Here is a 21,886-nt window from a genome sequence, read left to right on the forward strand (position 1 = left end):
CCAATGGCTGTGGATCTGAATGGCATCTCTGTTTTTCTGGCCGTCGCGGAGGCACGAAGCTTTCGCGCGGCCGCCGAGCACTTAGGTGTCACGCGGCCAGCGGTGAGCCAGACGATCCGTCGCCTCGAGGATCGGCTTGGCGTCGCGCTCGTTCAGCGAACAACCCGAAGCGTCAGCCTGACAGAGGCTGGCGAGCAGCTTTACCAGCGCGTGGCGCCAGCCATTGCAGAGGTCGGCCTGGCCCTGAACGCCACCGCGGATCGAGACATCGCTCCGAGCGGCCTTTTGCGGCTGGCAGTGTCCTCGATCGCAGAACGGTTCATCTCAGGACCGCTGCTGTCGAGCTTTGCGGACGCCTATCCCGCCGTTCAGATCGATCTGTCCGTCACGGACGAAGAATTCGACATTGTGGCGGAGGGGTATGACGCGGGGGTGCGGCTTGGCGAGGTGATAGACCAGGATATGATCGCTATCCCGGTGTCCGGCGAGCAACGTCAAAGCGCGGTTGCCGCGCCTTCCTATATCGAGCGCTTCGGGAAGCCGTCGCATCCCTCGGAACTGGCCCAGCATCGCTGTATTGGCTGGCGTCCCGCACCGCACACCGCGCCTTACCGCTGGGAGTTTGGCGAAAGTGGACGTGAGTTCGACGTGGCGGTCAATCCTCAGATCACCACCAATGATATGTGGCTGATGATCCGCACGGCCTGCGCGGGGGGAGGCATAACGTTTGGCATGGAGGAGACCTTCAGACCCTTCGTCTCATCCGGCAAACTGGTGCCTCTCCTCCAAGAGTACTGCCCGCCGTTCGCGGGCTTTTTCCTCTATTTTCCCAACCGGCGGAATCTCGCCCCGAAGCTACGCGCCTTGGTTGAGCATGTAAGGCGGTGGCGATAGCGCCGACGGTCTGCGGTTCGAGTGAACCTTAGCAAGCGGATGTCGCGTCGATGCCAGGACCGAGCGGAAGCCGCGATGTGGTGACTCGGACAAGGCTGAAGGACCCCGGCTCGGGCTCGCGCAAGCCGGCCGAAACCGTTGCCGTCAGGCTTGCAGGCGATCGCGCGGGACTGACAACCGAATGACGAGGCCTTCCGGCTTCCAGTCTCGCTGGATTTCGCCGCCGAGCTGGCTACGGACCGTGGCGCGGCCGAGAGTCGTGCCGAAGCCGTCCCCGTCAGCGGCCTGCATTACGGGCGGGCCGTCTCGCTCGGTCCAGGTGAGGATGAAGGTGTCGCCTTCCTCTTCGCACGCGATTTCGACGCAGCCCTTGTCGGTCGACAGCGCCCCATATTTCGCGGCATTGGTCGCAAACTCGTGCAGCAGGAGCGCGAAGCTCGTGAGAGACCCCCCGGAGATCGTCGCGTCGGGGCCACTTACGACCGCATGGGGTGTGGTTGCGTCCGCGCCGCGATCATATGGCGCAAGGATCGTCCGCAACAGGGTATGGAGCGTGGTCGCCTGCACGATGCGGTCCGACGCCTGGGACGTCCGCGTCACCGTCAAGGCGTGAGCCTGGGCGAGCGCTCCCAGCCTCTGAGACACTGCTGTGGCGAGCTCGCGCGGTGTCGTCGCCCTTTTCGCGCTCAGCGACACGACGCTGCTCGCCAGCGCGAAAAGGTTCTTGACGCGGTGATCCATCTCTCGGAGGAGAAGGTGCTGCTGCTCTTCCGCGCGCCTGCGTTCGGTGATGTCACGCGCGATCTTGGATGCGCCGATCACTTGGCCTGCGCGATTTCGGATCGGCGATACCGACAAGGATATCTCGACAAGGCTCCCGTCCTTGCGCCGACGGATGGTCTCGTAGTGGTCGATCTTTTCGCCCCGTCGAAGCCGGGCGAGGATGTTGGGCTCCTCATCGGCTCGATCCAGCGGGATGAGCATGGTGACCGAACGGCCGATGGCTTCTTCGGCGGTATAGCCGAAAAGCCGCTCGGCGCCGCGGTTCCAGTCGGTGATTGTGCCGTTGAGATCCTTTGCCAGGATGGCGTCGTCGGATGATTCGACTATAGCTGCGACCCGCTGTGTGGCTTCGTCGGCGACAGCAGCGTCCGATTGATCGACGAGCATGTTGACCGCACCGACCAGCGTGCCCTCGGCGTCGAAGATCGGTGTAGGAAAGGCCCGGAACAGGACCCGGCGGCCATCCGGTCGCTCGGCAAATGCTTCGAGCCCTCGCACCGGGCGTTTTTCGCGCAGCGCCATGGCCATAGGGCATTCGTCATGTGGCAGAGGCGTGCCGTCCGGCCAATATAGCTTCCAGGAGCCGCAGAATTCGCTCCTCCCGAGCTCCGGCCTCACTCCCCACAGCTCGGCGGCCGCGTCGTTGTAGAAGGTTATCAGCCCTGAGGCATCGGTCGTATAGACGGCTTCCGGTAGAGCCTGAAGGATGTGCTCGATCGCCATGTTCGCGGGGATCGCGACGATTGCTGAGTGCGGTTCCGCCTCGTGACGGGACTTAGTGAAGGGCGTCTCGCTCTGGCTCAGGGGCTTGTTCATGCGATACTCCTTGCGGACTTCGTGACGGTCACATTGCTATTGGCTCTTCCCCGGATGTCCGCACGATCTGGCCGCTGGTGCGGCTGAAGGTAAAGGCCCGTAAGGCGAAGGCCTAAACCTACCGGATGCAGCGGAGGTTTGATAGGGCCTGTCGTCACAACAGCAGTCTGGATTTGACGACATTAGCGGAAATCCCGCGTCTTCACCTTAATCGTGTCCAGATAAAGGTCGGGAATGTAGATGTCGCGCGTGCGCAGTCCTTTGGGCGGCAAACCGGTTCAGTTCACCGTTCGGGTGGAACACAGGACCTTTCGCGATCTGCGTTCACCCGTTGAGCGGCAGGCCTGGCCGGTCGAGGCCGCCGGGCGAAAGCGTGAAGATCTCGCAGCCGCCGGCCGTGACACCGACGGTGTGTTCGTATTGCGCAGAAAGCGACCGGTCGCGGGTGACCGCCGTCCAGCCATCGGCAAGCACCTTCACATGCGGACGCCCGAGATTGATCATTGGCTCGATCGTGAAGATCATGCCTTCGCGCAGCTCCGGACCCTCGTTGGCCCGGCCGTAATGCAGGATGTTCGGCGAATCGTGGAAGAGGCGGCCGACGCCATGGCCGCAGAAATCGCGGACGACCGAGCAGCGTTCGCTTTCTGCGTAGGTCTGGATCGCCTCGCCGATCGCGCCGGTGCGCGCGCCGGGGCGGACGGCGGCAATGCCGCGCATCAGCGCTTCATGCGTGACTTCGAGGAGACGTTCGGCGGCACGCTTGATCTGCCCGACCGGATACATGCGGCTGGAATCTCCGTGCCAGCCGTCGAGCACGAAGGTGACGTCGATATTGACGATATCGCCTTCGCGAAGCGGTTTTGCGTCCGGAATGCCGTGGCAGACGACATGGTTGATCGAGGTGCAGGTGGATTTGGTATAGCCGCGATAATTGAGCGTCGCCGGATGGGCGCCGTTGTCCATACCAAATTCGAAGACAAACCGATCGATCGCGTCGGTCGGAAGCCCCGGCCTGACGATCGCCGCGAGTTCGTCGAGGCAGCGGGCGGTCAACTGGCACGCCTTGCGCATGCTCTCGAAGGCCTCGGGACCATAGAGCCGGATGGCACCGGTATTCTTCGGCGGCGCGGAGGAGGCTTCGATATAATTCACCATTGCAGGGCCTTAGCGGAGATTGTCCTCATCGTACATAATGCAGCTATGCCGCGTTCGTCCATCGCGATCAACCGCAACCACGAGATTTGTACCACTTCGATACGGTGCATCGGTATGCCTTTCCAGTCACGCGGTGGGCTTCACCCGTATCTTGCGCCTTGCGTTCCACTCAAACGGCGCGCTGGAAATTGCCGCGTTGAAGTGAAATATATGACGATTGCCGGCGCCCCGTTCGGCGGTTTTTTTCCGCAACTCGGCCTCTCTGCTCGGATGCCGCGCCTTATTGGGGCGCGGGGCTTTGGGATGAGCGGCTACCCAGTCCCGGTCTTTGCGGGAGGAAGGGTGTAAAGCCGGACCAGCCGAGCACGTGCGGAAACACCGGCCAAGCACTGCTGCCCGACCGCCTCCCGAATGCCAGGTCTTGCGGATTTCCCTTCGCACCCGGCGCCGGTCCCGTCTCGGCGCGACGCCTCGCGGTGCATTCGTGACGGGAAAGCGGCAGTATCGCATGGGTGCCAAGTGTGCCGATGAAATGGTGGCAGTGGCGCGCAATTCTCACGAACATCAAATCGGACTTGGAGGAACTGGCAGCGCGCTCGAATATCGCATCCAGCTGACCTTCTTTGTTAAGGGGCCGGTTCCCGATGGCGGCGTTCTGAGTTCTCCCAATTTTCGCCAGGACGTAATGGACGAGTTCTTTGCCGAGCATTGCCCGAAGCACTGCAGCCATAACGCCCCGCCGCGCTCGGAGGTGATCGGGGTTGCAGCTCTTGCACAATCCACGATCGTTGTTGAGATCGTTGCAGTCGCGGCGCTGCCGGATTAAGCCGAGATAATAGCGTATGCCCGCTCGAATGCTTCTAACGGCAGCCAAAATACTTTTCGCAGCGAAACGGACATTGCGCAAATCGCGCTTACAGAACCGGATTTATTGACGACTTGCCCTAGCTTTGCTGATTGGACACTAGGAGACGCGGCGGGACATCATGAGCGAAACGCGACGCAAGCTGACCACCATCTTCTGCGCCGACGTGCAGGATTATACGCGCCTGATGGGTGCGGATGAGGAGGGCACGCTGGCGATGCTGAAGCGGTATCGCGATGCGATGTCGCGGCTCATCGCGTTGCACGGAGGGCGGGTGATCAATACCTGGGGCGACGGATTGATCGCCGATTTTCCGAGCGTCGTCGAGGCGGTGCGTGCGGCAGTCGACGTTCAGAACGAGCTCGCGGGCATGAACGCTACGCGGCCGGCGGACGGTCGCATGCTGTTCCGGATCGGCATCAATCTCGGGGATGTGATCGTCGAAGGCGCCGATCTCTATGGCGACGGCGTCAATATTGCCGCGCGGCTGCAGGCGTCTGCCACCGCCGGCGGGATCGTGATATCGAATACCGTCTACGACCAGGTCCGCAACAAGGTGGCCGTCGGTTTCGATTTTCTCGGGCCTTTGGTGGTGAAGAATGTCACGGAGCCCGTGCCGAGCTACGCCGTGCGCATCGGCGAAGGCATAAGGAGCGCCCCGCAGCCGGAGGCTGCAGCAAACCGACCGAAGGCTCCGGCAGTGACCAATTGGCCGCTTGGCGCAAAGGCTCGCAAGATGTTTGGTCTGCTCGCCTTGTTGAGCGCTGTGCTGGTTGTCATTAATCTTCTCTCCTGGCGGGGCGTCTTCTGGGCGGCATGGCCGCTTCTGGCCTTTGCTGTCCTGACGGCAATGATATGGGTGCGGAACCAGAACCGCGTCGATCGAGGCATTGCCGCCCTCGGCGTCGCCGGGCTTGGCATGATCGCGATCAACCTTCTGTCGTGGCACGGGATATTCTGGGCGATATGGCCAGTTCTGGGGCTGGCCGCCGCTGCCGGCGTTCGGTGGGTGATGCGAAACTGACCCAAGAGTGCATTGGCTGTGATTACGAGGCGGCGTTGCCAGTGCTTTCGAATTGCATACCTTGCAGCGCGGCTCGATGATCGACGAAAGCCACCATGACAACGGAAAAGTTAGATCAGTTCCGGGACATCATTCTCAGCGAGTATCCGGACTTGGCGGCATCGACGTTCGAGCTCGCCCCGGTAGGCTGGGATTCGATCGCCGTTGACGTGGATGACCGGCTGATCTTCAAGTTTCCCCGCAATGAGGTCGCACAAAAGGCGCTTGTGAGGGAGGCCGCACTGCTTGCAGTCGTCCGGCCCAGGGTCTCAATGGCCGTCCCGGAGCTGCGCATTTTCGAGAGAGGCCGGCACCTGTTTTCTCTTCATGAGAAGCTGAGGGGCGAACATCTGCTTACGGCCGAATATGACAGGCTTCCGGAGGATGCGCGCCAGTGCCTTGGCGAGGCATTGGGGCAGTTTTACACCGAGCTTCACCGGCTCGACAAGGAGCAAATGGCGGATGCCGGCGCCGCGCCAATCGGCGCATGGCAAAGCCCTGCAACACTTCGCGTCAAAGCCGTACCGGCCCTTCCGGTCGAACTTCGTGGCGTGGCAGAGGATATCATCGCAGGATTCGAGCGGCTTCCGCCCGATCCCCACGGACAGACCTATGGCTTTTTCGACGGCCATGGATGGAACATGGCTTTCGACCGTGTGCGGGGCCGCCTCAACGGCATCTACGATTTTGCTGATTCCGGCTTTGGTCCGGTCCACCAGGAGTTCATCTATTCGAACTTCATATCGCCGGATCTCACCGAGCGGATCGCTGCGGCTTATGAAAAGGCGTCGGGCCGGACGCTCGACCGGCGCCGTATCGCGATCCTCACCGGTATTCATAGGCTGTCGGAACTGGCAGAGCTACCGGACGATTCCCGCCATACTCCGGCAATGACCCGCCATACCGTGATATGGCTCGAGACGATGTCGGACCGCGGTTTCGCTGCGAGCTAATGGCGAAAGAGGCGGCGGAGACGATTTTCAGACGACGGAACCAAAGAACCGAGCCGCGATGCTGGCGACTTCGTCGTGAATAGACCGCCGATCGATGCCGTCGGCATCCGTGAAAATGTCCGGTGCCAGTTTCCTGCCTTGAGGCGTCGGTTCCGGCACAAAAACGTAATGGTCAACTCCGCCTTTGAGAATATCCAGCCCAGCGCCCGGCAGATGGCTGTGCAGCCAGCTGCAGCACTCCTGCGCAGGCGCGATGGTATCCGCATCACCGCCGACAATTCGAACCGGCTTTGCGATCCGCTTCAAGCTCTCGGCCGAAAAACCCAACACCGAGCGGCCAGGCGCAAGGACGAGGGCAGCATCAAATCGAGGGTCGCTATAGTCCTTTGATCTGCGGCTCCACGACGCGCGAAAAACGGCGCTGCGCTCCAGCAGGGGAGATATGTGGTCCGCCAGGTCGGGAAACTCCCGCGGTCCACGGTGCGGGCTCTTGATCGGGTTTGCAGATTCAAACTGGGAATAGGCCACGCGTGCGCCCATGAGCAACATAGCCGTGTAGGCACCGGCGGAAAAACCAGCGACGCAGGAGTGAGCGCTGATCATTCCGCCCAGTTGCCTTCGCCAGCTGCGATCGTCGAGCATTGCACTTATGTCGCTTGCCCGTTCCCAGAGGCAGAGGAAGCCTTCCGGTCTATGGGGTTCGGCACCGGTGTGGCCGTGATGATTGACGGCAAGGGCGACGAAGCCCCGCTGCGCCAGGCGATGGGCCAGCCATTCGAGACCGGCGGCAACTCCACCGGTGCCATGAGAGAGCAGCACGAGGGGATGGGGCCTCGCTGCCGGTTTAAGAGCCGCGTCACGCGCAACAGGCTTCAAACAAAACCAAGATGCGTCAGATACGGGCGTCTCGACTGCGCCGTCATCCGCAGGATACCAGGCCGCCCAGGAAAGAGGCCGGGGGCCGCTACCCTCCCAATTCGTCCTGTTCGCATCAAGGCAGAGGCCTTTTGCAAAGCCCACCGGCATCTCATTGCTCCAATTCGCCAGCTATCCCGTCGCGTCCTACTTTCGCAAGAAGATGGATCAAAGGCCATCCAGCCAGGCGAGGCGCTGCTTAGCTTCGTTTCGAAAACAGCGATGCGAGACTTGGACGTGGAGAGGGCGGGTTTTTCAGGCGCGGCACGACCACGAGGCGTTTGACTTCGCCGCGCTTGAAGGCGGCAAGGAAGCGGCGGTAGTCCTTGAACGAAACGCATCCGTTGGAATCGCCACGCTTGCCGAGCATGTAGGTGTGGGCGAGCAGGCCGACGCGACCGTGGATCTTCTGCGGGCCGCCGACGGGATGGAGGCGGATCGCCTCGACGCCATGGAACAGCGCTTCGCGCATGGCGAGATCATAGGTGTGCGGCGGGGTGGGGCCGCGCATTTTCTTGTCGGCGTAGCGCGGCTTGTCGCGCATGGCGCCGAGGCCGGAATGGGCTTCGAGCTTGTCGCCGTTCGGCAGATAGACGATGCTGGCCTCGATATCGTAGATCGCCACCCCATTGCGGGCGCTCGGCATCAAGGTCGGCTTGGCGAATGCCGGCATCTCCTCGTCGTCATCTTCCGTTCGCGCATAGGCAAGAGCCGGTCCAGCTTCGGGCGCGTCGATCTTCGGCTTGCCGGGGCGTGCCATCGGCAGCGGAATATCGGTGCCAGGGCCCAGAACGAGGCCGAAAGGCTCGTCGGACGTTGCCGTTTCGGCGGAGGCGGTTTCGACAGGAGCGACGGCGGGTATCGGCTGGGCGGAAGGAAGCGTCGCCGCAAGCGCGAGGCTTGACGCCGGTTCAACCGGCTTGGCGGAGACGGTCCGGATCGAATAATCAGGTGCCGGAAGGGCCGCAGGCGCGGTGACCGCCGGAACAGGTGCGGCGCTTGCAAGCACCTGCGCCTGCTGCTTCAGCGCTGCGGCCATCGCCGCGCTGTTGTTGCGCATGGCAAGCAGCGACAGGCCGCGGCGCTGCAAGAGGGCGACCATATCCTTGGAGGATTTCGGCGAGGGTTCGGCAACCATGCGGTCCGAAACCGTCGTCTTGCCCGGAAGGCGCGAGAACTTGCTGACGCGGATCAGCGGATGCGCAGGCGTGGCAACGTGCGGAGCCGGCTTTCGGGCGATCGCGACATCGGCGATCGTCGCAGCTGCGGGTTGCGGCATGGCGGAGGTGTGCATGGCCGCGATAGAGGCAATCGTCCAGGCGGACAGAGTGACCGCGATGCCAATTGCAGCAGTTCCGGATATGAGCCGGAGGGGTCTGGCTGAGCGAAAAAAAGCCCAGCCGAAAGGGTTGACGCTTTCATGCGCCTCAACAGCAAACGCCATACTACTCGGTTTCCCAACGCGTCACATTACCGGCGGCTTACGCGGAACGCCCCCGCCGGAGCCGGTAATGAAGCAAGAGGGCCAAAATGAGGCCCCGATGCGACTTGCCGACTACCGAGAAGCATGACGCACTATGGTAACTAATTCCTTTACGGGATTATCTGGCTGGCCGAAATGGCCCGGTTTGCCGGTTTTCGCGATGCGGGAACAAAGGAGCTGGCGCCGTCGCCGGCGAGCCTCATCGCCCTTCAATGAACGCGTTTGCCTTGCGAGGCGTGCCGTTATGTCCGCTCCATGACGTAGCTGCCCGGTGCTTCCTCGATGGCGTTGAGCGCCGTGCCGCCGGGTTTGCGCGCGGGCACGCGTTTAGCGTCCTTGGCTTCGATCCAGGCGTGCCAGTGCGGCCACCAGGAGCCGGGGTTTTCCTCGGCTTTGGCAAGCCAGGTATCGTAATCGCCCCTGGTCGGGCCGCCGGTCCAGAACTGGTATTTCTTCTTGTCGGGCGGGTTGACGACGCCGGCGATATGGCCGGAGCCGGCCAGCACGAAATCGACTTTTCCGCCGAAGAACCGGCTGCCGAGGAAGACGGAATTCGCAGGAGCGATATGGTCTTCGCGCGTCGCCAGATTGTAGACCGGGATCTTCACGTCCTTCAGCGATACGGTCTTGCCGCCAAGCATCATTTCGCCGGCGGTGAGCGCGTTCCTGAGATAGCAGTTGCGCAGGTAGAAGGCGTGGTTGGCGGCCGCCATGCGGGTGGAATCGGCATTCCAGAAGAGGAGGTCGAAGGGCATCGGCATTTCGCCCTTCAGGTAGTTGTTGACGAAATAGGGCCAGATCAGCTCGGAGGCACGCAGCATGTTGAAGGCGGTTGCCATCTTCGAGCCGTCGAGATAGCCGGTCGCCTGCATATGCGCCTCGAGTGCTTCCAGCTGCTCCTCGTCGACGAAGACCTTGAGGTCGCCCGCATGGGTGAAGTCGACCTGGGTGGTGAACAGCGTCGCCGTCTTGATGCGCTTGTTTTTCTCCTTGGCGTGCAGCGCCAGTGTTGCCGCAAGCAGCGTGCCGCCGACGCAATAACCGACGCTATTCACATCCTTTTCATCGGTGGCCTTCTCGATCGTTTCCAGCGCGAAATCGATGCCCTCGCGGGCATAGGCCGTCCAATCCTTCCCGGCATGGCGGGCATCAGGGTTCACCCATGAGATGACGAAGACGGTATGGCCCTGGTCGACGCACCATTTAATGAAGGATTTCTGCGGGTTGAGGTCGAGAATATAGAATTTGTTGATCCACGGCGGGCAGATGAGGAGAGGGCGTTTCAGCACCGTATCCGTGGACGACTCGTACTGGATGATCTGGCAGATGTCGTTCTGCGCGATCACCTTGCCGGGGGTCAGCGCCATGTCCCGGCCGACGGCGAATTTGGTCATGTCGGTTTGGCGCAGTTTCAGGTCGCCGCGGCCGGCCGCGATGTCCTCTGCCAGCATCTTCATGCCGCGCACCAGGTTTTCGCCGCTGGTCGCGATCGTTTCGCGGTAGAGCTGCGGGTTGGTGGCGACAAAATTGCTCGGCGAAAGGGCAGCGGTGATCTGCTTCACGTAGAAGCTCGCCTTATGCCTCGTATGCTCGTCGAGCCCCTCGGTCTGGGCGACGATTTTCTCTGCCCAGTCGGCGGTGATGAAATAGACCTGACGCAGGAAATCGAAGAAGGGGTTCTTCTGCCAGTCGGCGTCGGAAAAGCGCTTGTCCTTGCGCTCCGGCTCGGGTTCGCCAGCCTCGCCCTGCAACCGTTGCATCGAGCGCATCCAGACGCCGAAATAGCTGCTCATCAGCTGTGTTTGCGCCTCGAAAGTCCGGCGCGGATCGGACATCCAGTATTCGGTGACCTTGGAGAGCGTCTTGACCATGTCGGTCATCGGCGCGGCGAGCCGGTCGTTGATTTCCCCGCTCTTGCGCGGCGCAAGCCAGACGGACGCCGCCTTGCCGAGGTTTTCCAGGGCGCGGGCAATGTTCACCGCCATCGCCTCCGGATCCTTCAACACGTAAGGATCGAGATTCGGTTCGAAACCCGGGGTTTTCGTCTTCCCGCCATTTTCCTTCTTGCTGTCGGTCACGCGTCTCCTCCGGAGGCAGCAATCCTCTTGCAAATCGAGTTGTACATCGTCCCGGATCGAGAAAACAAGTTCAACGCAAGCGCACTCGTGCTATTGCTTTGTTGCTGCGACAAATTTAACAGTCGCTGAGGCTTCAGGATTTGGAAGATCTGGCATGACGACGAACGGCATCTTAGGCATCGCACTCGCAACCCGCATGGCACTCGCTGCCGCGGCCGCAGCGATGACGCTTGCTGGATGCGCATACACGCCGGAGCAGAAGGCGGCCGCCGCGGCGCGCCGCGCGCCTCCGACGGCCGTCGTCATGACGCCGACCAAGGGCGAGGAGCCGGCCCAAAGCGGCCTTGCCCATTATCCGGACGGCTATCCGAGCTTCGGCGCGCCGCTGACGGCAGCAAACGCCCAGATGAGCAACGAGGAAGCCGCAAGCTTGGGGCAGAAGCTTTCGGGACTCCGCGTCCAGCGCAAGGCAGGCACGATTTCGGAAGCCGAATATCAGCGGCGGGTGGCCGAATATCGCAAGCTTGCCGCCGAGCACGGCACAGACGCGCTCTCTGCAATCGGCAATTAAGCCTTGCCTTTCAGGCGATTTGGACGCAAAGCCTTCCGCAGCTGGCGGGAGACGCAATTTTCCCGATAATACGCGTCTGTCGCGGCCTTTCGTCAAAGATTCGCCGCGGGACGAAAGTCTGATGAATACGGCGTTTGCGATTGTGAAGTTCGTGTCGCAGGCAGCCGGGAACAAACGAGCTTCGAGCGCGGTCATGGTGGCCGCATTTCCATGGGGAAAGAGATGGAAGAATTTCACAAAGTCCGGCGTTTGCCGCCTTACGTTTTCGAACAGGTCAACCGTTTGAAAGCGAGCGCGCGAGCGGGCGGCGCCGATATCATCGATCTCGGCATGGGAAATCCGGATCTCCCCACTCCAAAGGCGATCGTCGACAAACTGTGCGAGGTCGTCCAGGATCCGCGCACGCACCGCTATTCCTCCTCCAAGGGCATTCCCGGCCTTCGCCGGGCACAGGCCGCCTACTACGCCCGCCGTTTCGGCGTGAAGCTCAATCCGGATACGCAGGTCGTCGCGACCCTCGGCTCGAAGGAAGGCTTCGCCAACATGGCGCAGGCGATCACCGCGCCGGGCGACGTCATTCTCTGCCCGAACCCGACCTATCCAATCCATGCCTTCGGCTTCTTGATGGCGGGCGGTGTGATCCGTTCGATCCCGGTCGAGCCGGACGAGAACTTCTTCCAGCCGTTGGAGCGGGCCGTGCGCCACTCGATCCCGAAGCCCTTAGCGCTGGTCCTCAACTATCCGTCCAACCCGACGGCCCTTGTCGCGACGCTGGATTTCTACAAGGATGTCGTTGCCTTCGCGAAGAAGCACGACCTCATCGTGCTGTCGGACCTCGCCTATTCGGAAATCTACTTCGATGGCGAGCCGCCGCCGTCCGTCCTGCAGGTTTCTGGCGCCATGGATGTCACCGTCGAGTTCACCTCGATGTCGAAGACCTTCTCGATGCCCGGCTGGCGCATGGGTTTTGCGGTTGGCAACGAGCGGCTGATCGCGGCCCTGACGCGCGTCAAGTCCTACCTCGACTATGGCGCCTTCACGCCGATCCAGGTAGCGGCGACGCATGCGCTGAATGGCGACGGTTCCGACATCGCGGAAGTCCGCAACGTCTACAAGCGCCGCCGCGACGTGATGGTCGAGAGCTTCGGCAAGGCCGGTTTCGACGTGCCGCCGCCGGCAGCCACGATGTTTGCCTGGGCCAAGATCCCGGAAAAGTTCCGTCATCTCGGTTCGCTGGAATTCTCCAAGCTGCTCGTCGAAAAGGCCGATGTCGCGGTCGCACCGGGCGTCGGCTTCGGCGAGCAGGGCGATGATTACGTGCGTCTGGCGCTCGTGGAGAACGAGCATCGCATCCGCCAGGCCGCCCGCAACATCAAGAAGTTCCTGTCGACGGCCGACGAGACGATGCACAACGTCATCTCGCTCAACGCGCACCGCTGATATCTTCACATTTCAACGGCAGCCGCTTTTTGGCGGCTGCCTCTCATAAAACACGCAGGATCGTTCCATGACAGACGCCCTCAAAATCGGCATTGCGGGCCTTGGCACCGTTGGTGCTTCGCTCGTCCGTATCATTCAGAACCGCAGCAACGAGCTTGCTGCCACGTGCGGGCGGCCGATCCTGATTACGGGCGTTTCGGCTCGCGACAAGACCAAGGACCGCGGCCTTCATCTTGCCGGCATCGAGTGGTTCGACCGGCCGGAAGACCTGGCTGAAAAAGGAGACATCGACCTTTTCGTCGAGCTCATCGGCGGCGCCAACGGCCCGGCCAACAGTTCGGTGCGCGCCGCTCTCGAACGTGGTCTCCATGTGGTGACGGCCAACAAGGCGCTGCTTGCCTATCACGGCGTCGAACTGGCGATGATCGCGGAAGAAAAGGGCACGCTGCTGAATTTCGAAGCGGCCGTGGCCGGCGGTATTCCCGTCATCAAGGCGCTGCGTGAATCGCTGACAGGCAACACGATTTCGCGCATCTACGGCATCATGAACGGAACCTGCAACTACATCTTGACCAAGATGGAGAAGGAAGGCCTCTCCTTTGCAGATTGCCTGAAGGAAGCACAGCGTCTCGGCTACGCTGAAGCCGATCCGGCCTTCGACATCGAGGGCAATGATACGGCGCACAAGCTCTCGATCCTGACGACGCTTGCCTTCGGCAACCAGATCGCGGCTGACGACATCTACCTCGAAGGCATAACGAATATTTCGATCGAGGATATCCATGCGGCGGCCGAGCTCGGCTATCGCATCAAGCTGCTCGGCGTCGCACAGCGCACCGATACCGGCATCGAACAGCGCGTGCACCCGACCATGGTGCCTGTCGATTCGGTCATCGCCCAGGTGGACGGCGTCACCAATGCTGTGGCGATCGAGTCCGATATTCTCGGCGAACTGCTGATGGTTGGCCCGGGTGCCGGCGGCAATGCGACTGCATCCTCGGTGCTTGGCGATATTGCCGACATCGCCAAGAGCCAGCCTGGCGCGCAGCGTGTACCGGTTCTCGGCCATCCGGCAAAGGCGTTGGAGTCCTACCGCAAGGCCCGGATGAAGAGCCATGAAGGCGGCTACTTCATCCGCCTGACGGTGCTTGACCGCACCGGCGTTTTTGCAAGCGTCGCGACGCGCATGGCGGAAAACCACATTTCACTGGAATCCATTGTGCAGCGGTCGCAGCAGCACCTGGCGCCGTCGCACCACCAGACGATCATCCTCGTCACCCATGCGACGATGGAGGATTCCGTGCGCAAGGCTGTTGCTGCTATCAAGGGCGAAGGCTACCTCGTCGGCGAACCGCAGGTGATCCGCATCGAGCGTCCCAAAGAAGATTGAGAACCCGTCTTCCTTAAAAGAACCGATGAGCGAGGCGGCCGGGGCATTCTCGTCCACAGCTAACATGCGCCTTGGCGTCCAAAATCGTTGTGTGCTCCACCAAAGCCACATAAATCTGCCGACAGCGCCCCGGTCCCGGGGCGGTGACAAGCGATGGGCGATCAGAGGGGCGTTGTGGATATAGCCGCCGATCCGGTACAGCGGGCATTCCTGGGGGTGGAGAAATCCGTCCTCGATAACCGTTGGGTGTCGCGCCTGGATCAGGCGGGACAGAACCGCGCGCTTGCCATATCCCAGGTGCACGGCCTGCCGGATTTGATTGCGCGCGTGCTTGCCGGGCGGGGCGTCGGGGTCGACGAGGCCCTGGAATTTCTCGATCCGACGATCCGCAGCCTAATGCCTGATCCCTATACGCTGACGGATTGCGAGAAGGCGGCCAGACGCCTGGTCGAGGCAATCCGGCGCGGCGAGAACGTTGCGATCTTCGGCGACTATGACGTCGATGGCGCGGCTTCCTCGGCGCTGATGTACCGTTTCCTCACGCATTTGGGCGTGAAGGCCAATATCTATATTCCCGATCGCATCTTCGAAGGCTACGGACCCAATCCGGCGGCGATCGATCAGCTGATCGACAACGGCGCGCAGCTGATCGTGACGGTCGATTGTGGCTCGACCAGCCACGAAGCTCTGGGGGCTGCCGAAAAGCGGAATATCGACGTCGTCGTCATCGATCACCACCAGGTGACACATGATCTGCCGCACTGCCATGCTCTGGTGAACCCGAACCGTGAGGACGATCTTTCGGGGCAGGGGCATCTCTGCGCTGCGGGTGTCGTTTTCCTGGTACTAGTCGCGGCGCTGAGGCTGCTGCGCGAGGCGGGCGACAAGCGAATTCCGGCGATCGACTTGCTGCCTTGGCTGGACATCGTGGCGCTGGCGACGGTCTGCGATGTCGTGCCGCTCAAGGGGCTGAACCGGGCCTATGTCGTCAAGGGCCTGGTCGCCGCGCGCCACCAGAGCAATGCCGGGCTAACGGCACTTTTTCGCAAGGCGGGCCTTTCCGGGCCGGTGACGCCCTATCATTTCGGCTTCCTCATCGGTCCGCGCATCAATGCGGGCGGCCGCATCGGCGACGCGGCACTCGGCAGCAGGCTTCTGACGCTGGACGATACCGGCGAGGCGGAGGTCATCGCCCAGCGGCTGGACGAGCTCAACCGCGAGCGCCAGGCGATGGAAGCGGCGATGCTGCAGGAGGCCGAGGCGGAGGCGCTTGCCGAGTATGGAGACGGCGAGGGCGCTTCGGTGATCGTCACCGCACGGGACAAGTGGCATCCGGGCATCGTCGGCCTGCTGGCTGCGCGGCTGAAGGAGAAATTCAAGCGTCCGGCCTTCGCCATCGCCTTCGACCCGTCGGGCCGCGGAACGGGCTCCGGCCGCTCGATCAACGGTTTCGACATGGGCAGGATCGTGCGCGCGGCGGTCGACGAAGGCCTGCTCCTCAAGGGCGGCGGACATGCGATGGCTGCGGGCTTGACCGTCGAGCGCGAAAAGCTCGGAGCCTTGCGCAACTTCTTTACAGAACGTGCCGAAAAAACCGTGGCGGCGCTGGTCGCCAACGAAACGCTGAAGATCGACGGCGCGATCGGCGCCAGCGGTGCCACGATCGAATTGATCGACCGGCTGGAAACGGCCGGGCCCTACGGCTCGGGGCATTCGCAGCCGATCTTCGCAGTGCCCGCGCATCGCCTGCGCGACGCGCGGATGGTCGGCGAGAAACATGTGAAGGTAACGCTTGAGGCGATGGACGGCTCCCGCCTCGACGGCATCGCTTTCCGGGCCGCGGACACCTCGCTTGGCAACCTCCTGCTCAATTCCCGCGGGGCCAACCTGCATGTCGCGGGAATGCTGGGCGCCGATCATTATCAGGGCGCGCGACGCATCCAGCTGCGTGTCTGCGACGCGGCGCCAGCGCGGTAGTCACCGAGCGGCTCACCAGTCGGAGGAGAGCTTCGTCAGATATTGACCGTAGGCGCTCTTGCCGAGCCTTTCGGCGAGCTTGGCGAGGTCATCCTGCGAGATGTATCCCATGCGCCAGGCGACTTCCTCGGGACAGGCGATCTTGAAGCCCTGGCGTTTCTCCAGCGTGCTGACGAAACCTGCGGCGTCGAGCAGGCTGTCCGGTGTGCCGGTGTCGAGCCAGGCATAGCCTCGGCCCATCAGTTCCACGAAGAGCTGTCCGCGCTCGAGATAGGTGCGGTTGACATCGGTGATCTCCAATTCACCGCGCGGTGACGGCTTCAGATTGGCGGCGATATCGACCACCTGCTGGTCGTAGAAATAGAGGCCGGTCACCGCCCAGTTCGATTTCGGCTCATTGGGCTTCTCCTCGATCGACAGCGCATTCATGTTCGCATCGAAGCCCACGACGCCGTAGCGTTGCGGATCGGTGACGTGATAGGCGAAGACCGTCGCGCCTTGAAGGCGGCTCGTGCCGGATTTCATGATTTCCGGCAGGCCGTGGCCATAGAAGATGTTGTCGCCGAGGACGAGTGCCGAGGTGTCGCCATGCACGAAGTCGGCGCCGATGATGAAAGCCTGGGCGAGGCCGTCCGGGCTTGGCTGCACGGCATAGGTCAGCGAAATGCCCCATTGCGATCCGTCGCCGAGAAGGCGCTTGAAGGCTTCGACGTCATGCGGCGTGGTGATGATCATGAGGTCCCGGATGCCGGCGAGCATCAGCGTCGTCAGCGGATAGTAGATCATCGGCTTGTCGTAGACCGGCATCAGCTGTTTCGAGACGGCCTGGGTGATCGGGTGCAAACGAGTTCCGGTACCCCCCGCCAGAATAATCCCCTTCATCCATATCTCCCTAAAAGCCTTTGTTAAAAATGACTTGCATGACAATCCTCATGGATTGCTTCCAGTCCGGTAGGCGGATTCCGTATATGCTGGCGAGCTTGTCGCCACTGAGGCGCGAATTGGCGGGACGCTTCGCCGGGGTCGGATAGTCCGCCGTCGTGATGCGTTCGACGCGAATGCTCTTGCCGCCGGATTTGTGAAGTTCGGCGAATATTCCCTCGGCGAAATCCGCCCAGCTCGCTTCGCCGCTGCCGGTCAAGTGAAAGGTGCCGCGGAGCGATGGTGCCGGATCCGTGACGAGGCGGGATGCGATCGCAAGGATCGCCTCGGCGATGTCGAGCGCAGACGTCGGGCATCCGGTCTGGTCGGCGACGACGCTGAGATGATCGCGCGTCTCGGAAAGCCGCAGCATCGTTTTCAGGAAATTGGCACCGAAGGGCGAATAGACCCAGGCGGTACGCAGGATCACGTGATTTGGGTTTGCCGCCGCCACGGCCCGTTCACCCGCAAGCTTCGACTGCCCGTAGACGGAGATCGGCCCGGTCATATCCTCTTCAGTATAGGCTGACGGCTTGTCGCCACTGAACACATAGTCGGTCGAAATGTGGATGACGGGCACACCGATCCGTGCGGCAGCTTCGGCAACCGCCGCAGCACCTGCCGCGTTGACGGCAAAAGCGAGGTCGGGCTCGCTCTCGGCCCTGTCGACCGCCGTATAGGCTGCAGCCGAGACGATGACATCGGGATGCACGAGCGAAAAGGCGGCTGCAACGCTGGCGGGGTCGGCAAGGTCCATTTCCGGACGCCCGACTGCGATGATTTCGACGCCCTTCTCGGCGCCGCGTCTCATCAGCGACTGGACGGCCTGGCCCTGTTTGCCGGTGACGGCAATGCGCATCGCTATCGCCCCTTGAAGACGCCGAGGCGTTCGCCGGAATAGACGTTTTCGCGCAGCGGCCGCCACCACCATTCATTTTGGAGATACCAGTGTACGGTCTTCTCGATGCCGGTTTCGAAGGTCTCTTCGGCCTTCCAGCCGAGTTCGCCTTCGAGCTTGGAGGCATCGATCGCGTAGCGTGCGTCGTGTCCGGGGCGGTCGGTGACGTTGGTGATCAGCTGCGCATGCGGGCCATTGTCCTTGTAGACGCCGTCGAGGATGGCGCAGATGCGCTGAACAACATCGATGTTCCGGCGCTCATTGCGGCCGCCGACATTGTATTTTTCGCCCGGGCGGCCTCGGGAGGCGATGGTGTAGAGCGCGCGGGCGTGGTCTTCGACGTAGAGCCAGTCGCGGACATTGGCGCCGTTGCCGTAGACCGGCAGCGGCTTGCCTTCCAGCGCATTCAGGATCATCAGCGGAATGAGCTTTTCCGGGAAGTGGTAGGGACCGTAGTTGTTGGAGCAGTTGGAGACGACGACCGGCAGGCCGTAGGTGCGGTGCCAGGCGATCGCCAGATGGTCGCTTGCCGCCTTGGAGGCGGAGTAGGGCGAGGACGGATCGTAGGGCGTCGCCTCCTCGAAAAGACCCTCGTCGCCGAGCGAGCCGTAGACTTCGTCCGTCGAGACATGCAGGAAGCGGAAGGCACTCTTTCCACGGGCGTCAAGGCCCTCCCAATAATGCCGCGCGATATCCAGCAGGCTGAACGTCCCGACGATGTTGGTCTGGATGAAATCGGCAGCGCCCGAGATCGAGCGGTCGACATGGCTTTCGGCGGCGAGATGCATGACGATGTCCGGGCGGAAGGAGGCGAATGCTTCCTGGATCTTGGCGCGGTCGCAGATGTCGGCGCGCAGGAATTGGTAGTTCGGCGCCGATTCGACGGACGTCAGTGATTCCAGATTGCCGGCATAGGTCAGCTTGTCGACATTCAGCACCTCGGCGCCGATATCGCCGACGAGATGGCGCACCAGTGCCGATCCGATGAAGCCCGCTCCGCCCGTGACCAGTATGCGCATCGTCGATCAATCCTTGGTTTGTTTTGCTGAATAAGAAAAGTGGTTAGGCAAGTCGGCGAGCCTCGGCAGCGTCCTGTCCTTGTCGGACAGCACCATGGCTTTCTCGTCGACCGGCCAGCGGATGCCGATCGCCGGGTCGTTCCATGCAATGCCGCGATCATGCTGCGGGTTGTAGGGAGCGGTCACCTTGTAGTTGATGACGCTGTTGGGCTCGAGCGTGGCAAATCCATGCGCGAAGCCGGGCGGCACCCAGAGCTGCGTGCCGTTTTCCGGCGAGAGCTCCTGAGAGAGCCAGTTGCCGAAGCTCGGTGAGCCGGTGCGGATATCGACGACGACATCCATGATCCGGCCGGCAAGGCAGCGCACCAGCTTGCCCTGTGCGAAGGGCGGTATCTGGAAATGCAGTCCCCTGACGGTGCCGGGCTCAGCCGAAAGCGATTCATTGTCCTGGATGAAGGTGACGTCGGCCACATTTTCTCGGAACCAGGCATCCTTGAACACCTCGGAAAAGTAGCCGCGGTGATCGCCGAAGCGTGGCGGCGTGATCGCGACGATGCCCTCGATGGCCGTGGTCTCAATAAGCATGACGCACCTTTTCTGCGGTTTTCATCGAGCGTCGGCCTTCATGACGCTCATCAGCATGTCCGCCTGCGAGCGGCTTTGCATTGCCGCAAAACCCTTTGCGGCAATGGTATCGCGCTCATCGGCATCTGCGATCAGCTTGTGGCAGCGCTCGATCAAGGCGTCATAGGGCTCGATCGCCAGACCGCCGATGAACGGCTGGAGGTCCGGATCGCGGATGTCGCCTTCGGTCAGCACGCAGACGCAGTTGGCGAGCAGATAGGAAATGCGTACGATCTCGAACACGCCGCTCGCATAATGATGGATGTTGATGACGATCTTGGCGCGGGCAATGGCCGCATCGCGTTCCGCACCATAGATGTTGAAGAGATGTGCGACCTTCAGCCCGCCCTGTTCCAGAGTCTTCAGGATATGGTGGCGGCGCTCGTTCATTGAGCCGTAAAACAGCACGTCGATGTCCTTGACGGGGGCGTGCTTTATCTGGCTGAGGCAGCGGCTGTAACCGATTTCGAGCACGCCGGCGTGTTCAATGCCCTTGGCGGCGAGGTTTTCCCGGTTGCGCGGGCTGTAGTCGAGAACCGGCAGCGACTTCAGGATCGAGGTGTAGCGCGAATTGATCCAGATGCTTTCTTCGGAGACCTGCTCGAGATTGATGACGACGCTGTCCTTCGGTAGGTGTCCAACGATTTCGGCAGAAAGAAGATTGCCCCCGTAGATGATCGGCGCACGACCCGCGAAAGCGTTAATGTCGCGGACGATCGGTGCGGAGCCACCGAGTTCCTCGAAGGCGCCCTGCAGGCCGAGCGCGACCTCGTCGAAGGCGTGGCTATGGTTGTAATTGGCGGGTGTCACGATCCAGATGCAATGACGGTCCTTGTGCGCCTGCCATCCGCCGGCAAAGGGCTGTATTGCGTTGCGGAGTGGCTGCTCGATCTTCGGTGCGGCAGGCGCCACGGGCATTTCGGCATGTCCCGCTTGCTGCTTCGCCGGGGCGGTGCCAGAAGGCTGCGGAGCATCGGCGCGCATCAATTCGCGGCCACCGATGAACTGGCCGCGCGGCATCCAGGCCGGCGGGTCGTCGGCGCCCCAGATGAGATGCGGCTGCTTGATCAGCGGCTGGCGGCCCTCTTGCCAGGAAGTCAGGAGAGCTTGGTCGCGGCTTTGCAGAAAGGCTTCCTTGGCGGCGAAGAGGCTATGCAGCATGTGGCCGAGGCGGACGCCGAACTTCCACTCGAAATCGGCGACTGTCGGTACGAAGGCGGTGATCTTCAATCCGGAGGCGGCAGCCTCCTGGACATAAAGTCCGAGCAGACGCTCGATCACGAAGGGACGCATATTCGCATTGGCATCGCGTGAATAGTGGGCCGCACCTGCATAGGCGGTGCCCGCCGCCGTGCCGAGACGCGCTTCGTTTTCCAGCGATTCGAGAATGCGTTCGCAAAAGGCGAAATACCCGGACCAGAATTTCCGGTTGCCGCAGAAATAGTTGCAGAACATGAAGGCCGTCTTGTCCTGCGGCGGCGCGATTGGATGACCGAGCTTCTGGATATGCAGGAAGATCGGCTCCATGCCGGGATGACCGCCGAGCAGAGAATGTTCCCAGACATTGCTGTAGATTGCCGCATGGCCGATCAGCGGATTGTAGAGATAGGCATCCGCACCTTCCGCCCTGGCCCTTTCCGCCTCGGTGACGAAGGAGGGGAAGCTGGTGACGGACTTCATCTCGAATTTGCTGGAAAGGAGCCCCCAGAACACGTCGTCGCCAAGGCCGATCGCCTCGTGATGGTGATGCAGGATGCGGAAGAGCTCGTATTCGCGGGTCGAAGCCTGCGTATTGAATGAGATGTCGAGCGGCACTGCGGCTTTGTCAAGCTGGCCGCGCTGCGAAGGATCGAGATAAGGCTGATAGATAATGACCGATCCGGTGCTGGCAGCTTTTTCCGTGAGAAACGCCAGATCAGGAAGGCCGGCCGGCAGAGCGGAAATGGGCTGATTGATCGTCAAGGCATCGTCCTTCGCGCATGGCTGCCGTCTCCGTGATTCACGAAACGGCATTCGGGCTTGTTTGGGTGCCGACTAT

18 protein-coding genes are annotated in these 21,886 nt (G+C 61.9%); 8 read left to right on the forward strand and 10 right to left on the reverse strand.

Going from position 1 to position 21,886, the window contains the following annotated elements:
• Nucleotides 1–3: 3 nt before the first annotated feature.
• Nucleotides 4–894, forward strand: a complete 891-nt coding sequence (locus ISN39_RS07115; protein ID WP_194729589.1) for a LysR family transcriptional regulator — start codon at nt 4–6, stop codon at nt 892–894.
• A 144-nt stretch (nt 895–1,038) separates the two neighbouring features.
• Here the strand turns inward: ISN39_RS07115 and ISN39_RS07120 are convergent, their stop codons facing one another.
• Together ISN39_RS07120 and map are read right to left on the reverse strand one after the other, a co-directional pair.
• Nucleotides 1,039–2,493 (reverse strand): PAS domain S-box protein, encoded by a 1,455-nt coding sequence (locus ISN39_RS07120; protein ID WP_210388707.1) that lies wholly within the window; start codon nt 2,491–2,493, stop codon nt 1,039–1,041.
• Nucleotides 2,494–2,817: 324 nt separating this feature from the next.
• Nucleotides 2,818–3,651: a type I methionyl aminopeptidase gene (gene map / locus ISN39_RS07125; RefSeq protein WP_194729590.1), complete on the reverse strand. Its 834-nt coding sequence runs from the start codon at nt 3,649–3,651 to the stop codon at nt 2,818–2,820.
• A 508-nt stretch (nt 3,652–4,159) separates the two neighbouring features.
• Between map and ISN39_RS07130 the strand changes: the two genes are divergently transcribed.
• The 3 genes from ISN39_RS07130 to ISN39_RS07140 all read left to right on the forward strand — a co-directional run bounded on the left by ISN39_RS07130 (nt 4,160) and on the right by ISN39_RS07140 (nt 6,532).
• Nucleotides 4,160–4,477 (forward strand): hypothetical protein, encoded by a 318-nt coding sequence (locus tag ISN39_RS07130; protein ID WP_246763300.1) that lies wholly within the window; start codon nt 4,160–4,162, stop codon nt 4,475–4,477.
• Between the two features lie 160 nt (nt 4,478–4,637).
• Complete coding sequence (locus tag ISN39_RS07135; protein WP_194729591.1) at nt 4,638–5,540, forward strand: adenylate/guanylate cyclase domain-containing protein; 903 nt, start codon at nt 4,638–4,640, stop codon at nt 5,538–5,540.
• A 95-nt stretch (nt 5,541–5,635) separates the two neighbouring features.
• Nucleotides 5,636–6,532: an aminoglycoside phosphotransferase family protein gene (locus tag ISN39_RS07140; protein WP_194729592.1), complete on the forward strand. Its 897-nt coding sequence runs from the start codon at nt 5,636–5,638 to the stop codon at nt 6,530–6,532.
• A 27-nt stretch (nt 6,533–6,559) separates the two neighbouring features.
• Here the strand turns inward: ISN39_RS07140 and ISN39_RS37855 are convergent, their stop codons facing one another.
• From ISN39_RS37855 to phaC, 3 genes are all read right to left on the reverse strand, one after another.
• Nucleotides 6,560–7,174 (reverse strand): hypothetical protein, encoded by a 615-nt coding sequence (locus ISN39_RS37855; RefSeq protein WP_348651968.1) that lies wholly within the window; start codon nt 7,172–7,174, stop codon nt 6,560–6,562.
• A gap of 472 nt (nt 7,175–7,646) precedes the next feature.
• Nucleotides 7,647–8,891: a DUF2778 domain-containing protein gene (locus tag ISN39_RS07150; protein WP_194729594.1), complete on the reverse strand. Its 1,245-nt coding sequence runs from the start codon at nt 8,889–8,891 to the stop codon at nt 7,647–7,649.
• A gap of 281 nt (nt 8,892–9,172) precedes the next feature.
• The gene (phaC, locus tag ISN39_RS07155) at nt 9,173–11,008 is read right to left on the reverse strand and encodes a class I poly(R)-hydroxyalkanoic acid synthase (protein ID WP_194729595.1); all 1,836 of its coding nucleotides are present in this window, start codon (nt 11,006–11,008) and stop codon (nt 9,173–9,175) included.
• 154 nt (nt 11,009–11,162) lie between these two features.
• On the opposite strand from phaC, the gene ISN39_RS07160 reads away from it, so the two are divergent.
• From ISN39_RS07160 to recJ, 4 genes are all read left to right on the forward strand, one after another.
• Nucleotides 11,163–11,579, forward strand: a complete 417-nt coding sequence (locus ISN39_RS07160; protein ID WP_074067843.1) for a hypothetical protein — start codon at nt 11,163–11,165, stop codon at nt 11,577–11,579.
• 222 nt (nt 11,580–11,801) lie between these two features.
• A complete protein-coding gene (locus ISN39_RS07165; RefSeq protein ID WP_194729596.1) occupies nt 11,802–13,019 on the forward strand; it encodes an LL-diaminopimelate aminotransferase in 1,218 nt (405 codons plus the stop codon).
• Nucleotides 13,020–13,086: 67 nt separating this feature from the next.
• A complete protein-coding gene (locus ISN39_RS07170) occupies nt 13,087–14,409 on the forward strand; it encodes a homoserine dehydrogenase (RefSeq protein WP_074067846.1) in 1,323 nt (440 codons plus the stop codon).
• A 153-nt stretch (nt 14,410–14,562) separates the two neighbouring features.
• The gene (recJ, locus tag ISN39_RS07175) at nt 14,563–16,386 is read left to right on the forward strand and encodes a single-stranded-DNA-specific exonuclease RecJ (RefSeq protein ID WP_194729597.1); all 1,824 of its coding nucleotides are present in this window, start codon (nt 14,563–14,565) and stop codon (nt 16,384–16,386) included.
• A 12-nt stretch (nt 16,387–16,398) separates the two neighbouring features.
• Here the strand turns inward: recJ and rfbA are convergent, their stop codons facing one another.
• Genes rfbA through ISN39_RS07200 form a run of 5 tightly spaced genes read right to left on the reverse strand, consistent with a single transcriptional unit; the run spans nt 16,399 to nt 21,810 of the window.
• Nucleotides 16,399–17,268, reverse strand: a complete 870-nt coding sequence (gene rfbA / locus ISN39_RS07180) for a glucose-1-phosphate thymidylyltransferase RfbA (protein WP_194729598.1) — start codon at nt 17,266–17,268, stop codon at nt 16,399–16,401.
• A 10-nt stretch (nt 17,269–17,278) separates the two neighbouring features.
• Nucleotides 17,279–18,166, reverse strand: coding sequence for a dTDP-4-dehydrorhamnose reductase (rfbD, locus tag ISN39_RS07185; RefSeq protein ID WP_194729599.1), 888 nt, complete (start codon nt 18,164–18,166; stop codon nt 17,279–17,281).
• A 2-nt stretch (nt 18,167–18,168) separates the two neighbouring features.
• Nucleotides 18,169–19,224 (reverse strand): dTDP-glucose 4,6-dehydratase, encoded by a 1,056-nt coding sequence (gene rfbB, locus ISN39_RS07190; protein ID WP_194729600.1) that lies wholly within the window; start codon nt 19,222–19,224, stop codon nt 18,169–18,171.
• A 6-nt stretch (nt 19,225–19,230) separates the two neighbouring features.
• Nucleotides 19,231–19,809 (reverse strand): dTDP-4-dehydrorhamnose 3,5-epimerase, encoded by a 579-nt coding sequence (rfbC, locus tag ISN39_RS07195; RefSeq protein ID WP_194729601.1) that lies wholly within the window; start codon nt 19,807–19,809, stop codon nt 19,231–19,233.
• A 21-nt stretch (nt 19,810–19,830) separates the two neighbouring features.
• Nucleotides 19,831–21,810 (reverse strand): glycosyltransferase family 1 protein, encoded by a 1,980-nt coding sequence (locus ISN39_RS07200; protein ID WP_194729602.1) that lies wholly within the window; start codon nt 21,808–21,810, stop codon nt 19,831–19,833.
• Nucleotides 21,811–21,886: the final 76 nt, after the last annotated feature.

Source organism: Rhizobium sp. 007 (assembly GCF_015353075.1).
In the GTDB taxonomy this organism is placed as follows: domain Bacteria; phylum Pseudomonadota; class Alphaproteobacteria; order Rhizobiales; family Rhizobiaceae; genus Rhizobium.